Genomic DNA, 6,737 nt, shown 5'->3' on the forward strand with positions numbered 1-6,737 from the left:
CCCGACCGCAGCGCGCGGGCGGCGCTGTTGGGGCGGTAGCCGAGCGAGGCCATGGCGTCGAGCACGCGCTGACGCGTCTCGGGAATCGACGTTCGAGCGGTCGTTGGCGACGCGCGACACCGTCTGCCCCGACACTCCCGCCGCGGCGGCGACGTCCGCCATCGAGACTTCGCGGCGCCGCCCGCGCTTCCCCGCCGTGGTCGACGTCATCGTCGTCTCGCTCACGTCTGCCCCCTCGGATGTTGACGTTGACATGCTAGCGGCCTCCGGTTATGTTTACGTCAACATCTCAGCGACCCGACCGAGATGCGCACCAACGAAGAGGCAATCGGACGATGACGACCACCGCGGCACCCCCGCCCGCACTGCGCGCCCCCCGGCACCGGCGGCGCACCCGAATCGATGATCGCGGCTGGCTGTTCGTCGCTCCGTTCGCGATCGTGTTCGCGCTGGTGTTCCTCGCGCCGCTCGTGTACTCGGTGTACCTGAGCCTCTTCCGCGACCAGCTCGTCGGCGGCAACGCGTTCGTCGGTTTCGCGAACTACATCGCCGCCTTCAACGACCCGAAGTTCTGGGACGGCCTGGGCCGCGTCTCGCTCTTCCTCGTCGTGCAGGTGCCGATCATGCTCCTGCTCGCCCTGGCGGCCGCGCTCGCGATCGACAGCGCGCGGCTCCACGCCGCGGGCTTCTACCGCATCGTCATCTTCCTGCCGTACGCCGTCCCCGCCGTCGTCGCAGTGCTCATGTGGGGCTACATCTACGGCGACCAGTTCGGCCTCACGCGCAACCTCAACGACCTGCTCGGCGGCACGTTCGTCCAGCCGTTCCTTCCCGAATGGATGCTGCTGTCGATCGGCAACATCGTCACGTGGCAGTTCGTCGGCTACAACATGCTGATCTTCTACTCGTCGCTGAAGACGATTCCCGGCGAGCTGTACGAAGCGGCATCCATCGACGGTGCCGGCGCCTGGCGGACGATCTTCTCGATCAAGATCCCGGCCGTGCGCGGCGCCGTCGTGATCGCGACGATCTTCTCGATCATCGGCAGCTTCCAGCTGTTCAACGAGCCGAACATCCTCAAGCCCCTGGCCCCGAACACGATCACGACGTTCTTCACGCCGAACATGTACGCGTACAACCTGTCGTTCGCGGGTCAGCAGTACAACTACGCGGCCACGGTCGCGATCATCATGGGCGTCATCACCGCCGTCATCGCCTACGTCGTGCAGCTGCGCGGCTCTCGTCAGGAGGCGCGATGACCACCGCGACCGCTCCCCGCACCGACACCGTGGCCGTGACCACGTCCCGCTCGCGTTCGCGCCGCGGCTTCGCCCGCACGTCGCCGACGCAGAGCAAGAAGTCGGTCGTGCTCACCATCGTCATGGCGCTGTACCTCGTGTACACGCTCGTGCCGCTGTTCTGGCTCATCATCAACGCGACCAAGACGCAGCCCGACCTGTTCACCACGTTCGGCCTCGGCCCGGGCAACACCTTCGCGCTGTTCGACAACATCGCGCAGACGCTCACCTACCGCGACGGCATCTTCCTCCGCTGGCTCGGCAACACCCTGCTGTACGTCGTCGTCGGCGCCGGAGGTGCGACGCTGCTCGCGACGCTCGCCGGATACGGTCTCGCCAAGTACAACTTCCGCGGCCGCAAGGCGGTGTTCGCCGTCGTGCTCGGCGCGATCGCCGTCCCCGGGACCGCACTCGCGGTGCCCACCTTCCTGCTGTTCAGCCAGCTGGGCCTTACGAACACCCCGTGGGCGATCATCATCCCGTCGCTCATCAGCCCGTTCGGCCTGTACCTCATCTGGGTGTACGCGACGGATGCCATCCCCACCGAGTTGCTCGAGGCGGCGCGCATGGACGGTGCGGGCGAGTTCCGCACGTTCTTCACCATCTCGATCCGCCTGCTGACCCCCGGCATCGTGACCGTGCTGCTGTTCGCCGTCGTCGCGACGTGGAACAACTACTTCCTGCCGCTCATCATGCTGAGCGACCCGGCCTGGTACCCCCTCACGGTCGGCCTCAACCAGTGGAACGCGCAGGCCACCGGCGTCGGCGCCCAGCCGATCTACAACCTCGTGATCACCGGGGCCCTGCTCTCGCTGATCCCGATCGTCGCCGCCTTCCTCGTCCTGCAGCGCTTCTGGCAGTCCGGCCTCAGCGCCGGAAGCGTCAAGCAGTGACCCTCGACTCCCTCCCGAACCCGGAGCGTCCTGCCCCGGAAACCGCATCACCCATCCACAACAACGAAGTGAAGGAATCCCGATGACATTCATGCGCAAGGGCACCGCCGCCCGGCGGGCCGTGTTCGCCGTGGCAGCGACCGCGCTCACGGTGGGCGCACTGACCGCCTGCTCCGGCGGCGGCACGGGCGGCGGCAGCAACGGCGGCAGCGCCGACGACATCGAGAAGGCGCTCCAGGAGGGCGGCGAGATCACGTACTGGTCGTGGACGCCCTCGGCCGAGGCGCAGGTCGCGGCCTTCCAGAAGAAGTACCCCAAGGTGAAGGTCAACCTCGTCAACGCGGGCACCAACACCGAGGAGTACACCAAGCTCCAGAACGCGATCAAGGCCGGCTCGGGCGCCCCCGACGTCGTGCAGATCGAGTACTACGCGTTCCCGCAGTTCGCCCTGTCGGACTCGCTGCTCGACCTCGCCCCGTACGGCTTCGGCGACCTGGAGAGCGCGTACAGCGCCGGCCCCTGGAGCTCGGTCGACTTCGACGGCAAGATCTACGGCCTCCCGCAGGACTCGGGCCCCATGGCCCTCTTCTACAACAAGTCGGTCTTCGACCAGTACGGCATCGCCGTCCCCACCACGTGGGACGAGTACTACGCGGCGGCGCAGAAGCTGCACGCGGCCGACCCGACGAAGTACATCACCGCCGACACCGGCGACTCCGGCTTCACCACCAGCATGATCTGGCAGGCCGGCGGCACCCCCTTCAAGGCCGACGGCACGAACGTGACGATCGACCTGCAGGATGCCGGTTCGAAGAAGTTCGCCGACAACTGGAACCGCCTCATCGACGGCGGCCTGCTGTCGGACACCCCGAGCTGGAGCGACGAGTGGTTCAAGGGCCTCGGTGACGGCTCGATCGCGTCGCTCGTCATCGGCGCCTGGATGCCGGGTGTGCTCGAGTCGTCCGTGAAGGACGGCGCGGGCAAGTGGGCCGTCGCCCCGATCCCGACGTACGACGGCAAGCCGGCCACGGCGGAGAACGGCGGCGGTGGCCAGGCCGTGACGAAGCAGAGCAAGAACCCGGCTCTGGCCGCGGGCTTCCTCAAGTGGCTGAACAACGACGACGAGAGCCTGAAGATCTTCGCGGAGTCGGGCGGCTTCCCCTCGACCACGGCGCAGCTGAGCGACCCGTCGTTCGTCGACCAGAAGTCGGACTACTTCGGCGGTCAGCAGATCAACCAGATCCTGACGCAGGCGTCGAGCGACGTCGTGAAGGGCTGGAGCTACCTCCCCTTCCAGGTCTACGCCAACAGCATCTACGGCGACACCGTGGGCCAGGCCTACGCCACGAAGGGCGACCTGAACAAGGGTCTCTCGACCTGGCAGGACCAGCTCGTGCAGTACGGCAACGACCAGGGCTTCACGGTCAACAAGTAAGTCGATGAACCGGGGGCGGGCCGCAGTTCGAGCGGNCCGCCCCTTTCCTTCCCTTCCCGCTCCAGGAGAGCCCGCATGACCTCCCCCACCCGCATCTCGCTCGACCCGCGCCAGCCCGGCCCCGAGGTGCCTCGCCGCCTGTTCGGAACGTTCGTCGAGCACATGGGCCGCTGCGTGTACGACGGCATCCATTCGCCCGGACACGCCAGCGCCGACGCGGCCGGCTTCCGCTCCGACGTACTCGCCCTCGTGCGCGAGCTCGGCGCGACCGTGGTGCGCTACCCGGGCGGCAACTTCGTCTCGGGCTACCGCTGGGAGGACGGCGTCGGGCCGCGCGAGGATCGTCCGGTACGACTGGATGCCGCCTGGCACAGCACCGAGACCAACCAGGTGGGTCTGCACGAGTTCGCCGACTGGGCGGATGCCGCGGGCCTCGAGGTCATGGAGGCGGTGAATCTCGGTACCCGCGGCGTCGCCGAGGCCGCCGATCTGCTCGAGTACGCGAACCACCCGTCCGGCACGGCGCTGAGCGACCGCCGCCGGGCGAACGGACGCGACGAACCGTTCGGCATCCGCCTCTGGTGCCTCGGGAACGAGATGGACGGCCCGTGGCAGATCGGGCACAAGACCGCCGACGAGTACGGACGCCTCGCCGCCGAGACCGCGCGCATGATGCGGTTCATCGACCCGACGGTCGAGCTGGTGGCCGCGGGCAGCTCCAACCACGAGATGCCCACGTTCGGCGAGTGGGAGCGCACGGTGCTGCGGCACACCGCGGGCCTGGTCGACCACATCTCGGTGCACGCCTACTACGAAGAGGACCCCACCGACCCGGCGAGCTTCCTCGCCAGCGGCGCCGCCCTCGACCGCTACATCGGCGAGGTCGTCGACATCATCGACGAGGTCGATGCCCGCACGCCCGACGGTGCGCCCGTCGGCATCAGCGTCGACGAGTGGAACGTCTGGAACCAGACGCGCTGGAACGAGGTCGACAAGCCCCGCGTCTTCACGGGCGACTGGCCGATCGCGCCGCGCCTCATCGAGGACGACTACACCGTGACCGACGCCGTCGTCGTCGGCTCCCTCCTCATCACGCTCCTGCGCCGCGCCGACCGCGTCTCGATGGCGAACCTCGCGCAGCTCGTCAACGTCATCGCCCCGATCCGCACCGAGCCCGACGGCGGACCCGCGTGGCGGCAGACGACGTTCCACCCCTTCCGTCTCACGGCCGAGGCCGCGATCGGCCGCGTCATCCCCGTCGACGTCCGCGGCGAGCGCATCTCCACGGCCCGCCACGGCGAAGTCGACGCGGTGGACGCGATCGCCACCGTCGACGGCGATGTCGCGCACGTGTTCCTCGCCCACCGCTCGCTCGACGCAGCGACGGAGATCGAGCTCGGCCTCGGCGCCGTGGCATCCGCCGAGGCCGTCGTGATCACCATCCCCGAGGGCGGCGACCGCACCACCACCAACTCCGCCGACGCCGAGCCCGTCGCACCGGCGGATCTACCGGTCGAGGTGGCCGACGGCATCCTGCGCTTCACCCTTCCCCCGCTCGCGTGGGCCCGCGTGCGGGTCCAGCTGGCCTCCTGACCCGAGAGAGAACGTGACCACCTTCACCATCGGCGAGACCGACTTCCTCCTGGACGGCGAACCCTTCCAGGTCATCTCCGGAACGCTGCACTACTTCCGCATCCACCCCGAGCACTGGGCCGACCGCATCCGCACGGCCAAGGCGATGGGGCTCAACACCATCGAGACGTACGTCGCGTGGAACGCGCACGAGCCGGTGCGCGGGGAATGGGATGCCACGGGCTGGAACGACCTCGGACGCTTCCTCGACCTCGTCGCCGCCGAGGGTCTGCACGTGATCGTGCGTCCCGGCCCCTACATCTGCGCCGAATGGCACAACGGCGGTCTGCCCGTGTGGCTCACGTCGACGCCGGGCATCGGCCTGCGCCGCTCGGAGCCGCAGTACCTCGCGGCCGTCACCGAGTACCTGGAGCGCGTGTACGAGATCGTCGTCCCGCGGCAGATCGACCGCGGCGGCAACGTCGTGCTGGTCCAGATCGAGAACGAGTACGGCGCCTACGGGTCCGACAAGGACTACTTGCGCGAGCTCGTGCGGGTCACGCGCGACGCCGGGATCACGGTGCCGCTCACGACCGTCGACCAGCCGATGCCGTGGATGCTCGAGAACGGCAGCCTGCCGGAGCTGCACCTCACCGGTTCGTTCGGCTCCCGCTCCGCCGAGCGCCTCGAGACCCTGCGCGAGCACCAGCCCACCGGTCCGCTCATGTGCTCGGAGTTCTGGGACGGTTGGTTCGACTGGTGGGGCAGCATCCACCACACCACCGACCCCGCGGCATCCGCCCACGACCTCGACGTGCTGCTCGCGGCGGGCGCGTCCGTGAACATCTACATGGTGCACGGCGGGACGAACTTCGGCACGACGAACGGCGCGAACGACAAGGGCCGGTTCGACCCCATCGTCACGTCGTACGACTACGACGCGCCGATCGACGAGGCCGGGCACCCGACCGCGAAGTTCCACGCCTTCCGCGACGTCATCGCGAAGTACGCCCCCGTGCCCGACCTCGAGCCCGCGTCGCGGCCGGATGCGCCGGTGTTCGACGTGGCGCTCTCGGGAGAGGGCGACTGGATGCCGGCATCCACGGGCTCCGAGTCGACCTTCGACCCGCAGACCTTCGAACAGCTCGGACACCTCGGCGCCCTCGTGCGGTACGACGTCGCGCTCCCCGCGGAGGCTCCGGCCGTGCTCGCGTTCGGCGAGGTCCGCGACCTCGCGTGGGTGCATGTGGACGGCGTGTTCGTCGGGCGCCTCTCCCGCACGCTGCACGAGCGTGCACTGGCGCTCCCGGCGGGGTCCCGCCTCACGGTGCTCGTCGAGGACCAGGGCCGCGTGAACTACGGCCACCGCCTCGGTGAGGAGAAGGGCCTGATCGGCGGTGCGACGCTCGACGGCGCCCCGCTGACCGGCTGGACGGCGACGCCGATCGACCTCGGGTCGGGCGCGGGCACGGGTACCGGCGCGCTCGGCCGCGCGCTCCTGCGCGGAACGTTCGAGCTCGACGCGCCCGCCGACCTGTT

The 6,737-nt window shown here is 69.0% G+C and carries 5 protein-coding genes and 1 pseudogene; 5 read left to right on the forward strand and 1 reads right to left on the reverse strand.

Annotated features, from left to right (window positions below; genetic code table 11):
- Nucleotides 1–210, reverse strand: a pseudogene (locus tag I5G_RS24295) (LacI family DNA-binding transcriptional regulator); the annotation flags it as partial.
- Nucleotides 211–335: 125 nt separating this feature from the next.
- Here I5G_RS24295 and I5G_RS01915 point away from each other — a divergent pair.
- From I5G_RS01915 to I5G_RS01935, 5 genes are all read left to right on the forward strand, one after another.
- Nucleotides 336–1,259 carry a carbohydrate ABC transporter permease gene (locus tag I5G_RS01915; protein ID WP_022877545.1) on the forward strand — a complete coding sequence of 308 codons (924 nt, stop codon included), beginning with the start codon at nucleotides 336–338 and terminating at the stop codon, nucleotides 1,257–1,259.
- Nucleotides 1,260–1,381: 122 nt separating this feature from the next.
- Nucleotides 1,382–2,191, forward strand: coding sequence for a carbohydrate ABC transporter permease (locus I5G_RS01920; protein WP_051038574.1), 810 nt, complete (start codon nucleotides 1,382–1,384; stop codon nucleotides 2,189–2,191).
- Nucleotides 2,192–2,273: 82 nt separating this feature from the next.
- The gene (locus I5G_RS01925; protein WP_022877547.1) at nucleotides 2,274–3,626 is read left to right on the forward strand and encodes a sugar ABC transporter substrate-binding protein; all 1,353 of its coding nucleotides are present in this window, start codon (nucleotides 2,274–2,276) and stop codon (nucleotides 3,624–3,626) included.
- A 75-nt stretch (nucleotides 3,627–3,701) separates the two neighbouring features.
- Entirely contained in the window at nucleotides 3,702–5,219 is a 1,518-nt protein-coding gene (locus tag I5G_RS01930; protein ID WP_022877548.1) for an alpha-N-arabinofuranosidase, read from the forward strand.
- A gap of 13 nt (nucleotides 5,220–5,232) precedes the next feature.
- Nucleotides 5,233–6,737: beta-galactosidase family protein (locus I5G_RS01935; protein WP_022877549.1), on the forward strand; the 1,505-nt coding region annotated here is incomplete at its 3' end.

The sequence above is a fragment of the Microbacterium sp. B19 genome (assembly GCF_000333395.1).
Lineage (GTDB): Bacteria > Actinomycetota > Actinomycetes > Actinomycetales > Microbacteriaceae > Microbacterium.

Coding starts and splice junctions, on each gene's coding strand:
- I5G_RS01925 (WP_022877547.1), top strand. CDS start 2,274: ATGACATTCATGCGCAAGGGCACCGCCGCCCGGCGGGCCGTGTTCGCC.
- I5G_RS01930 (WP_022877548.1), top strand. CDS start 3,702: ATGACCTCCCCCACCCGCATCTCGCTCGACCCGCGCCAGCCCGGCCCC.
- I5G_RS01920 (WP_051038574.1), top strand. CDS start 1,382: ATGGCGCTGTACCTCGTGTACACGCTCGTGCCGCTGTTCTGGCTCATC.
- I5G_RS01915 (WP_022877545.1), top strand. CDS start 336: ATGACGACCACCGCGGCACCCCCGCCCGCACTGCGCGCCCCCCGGCAC.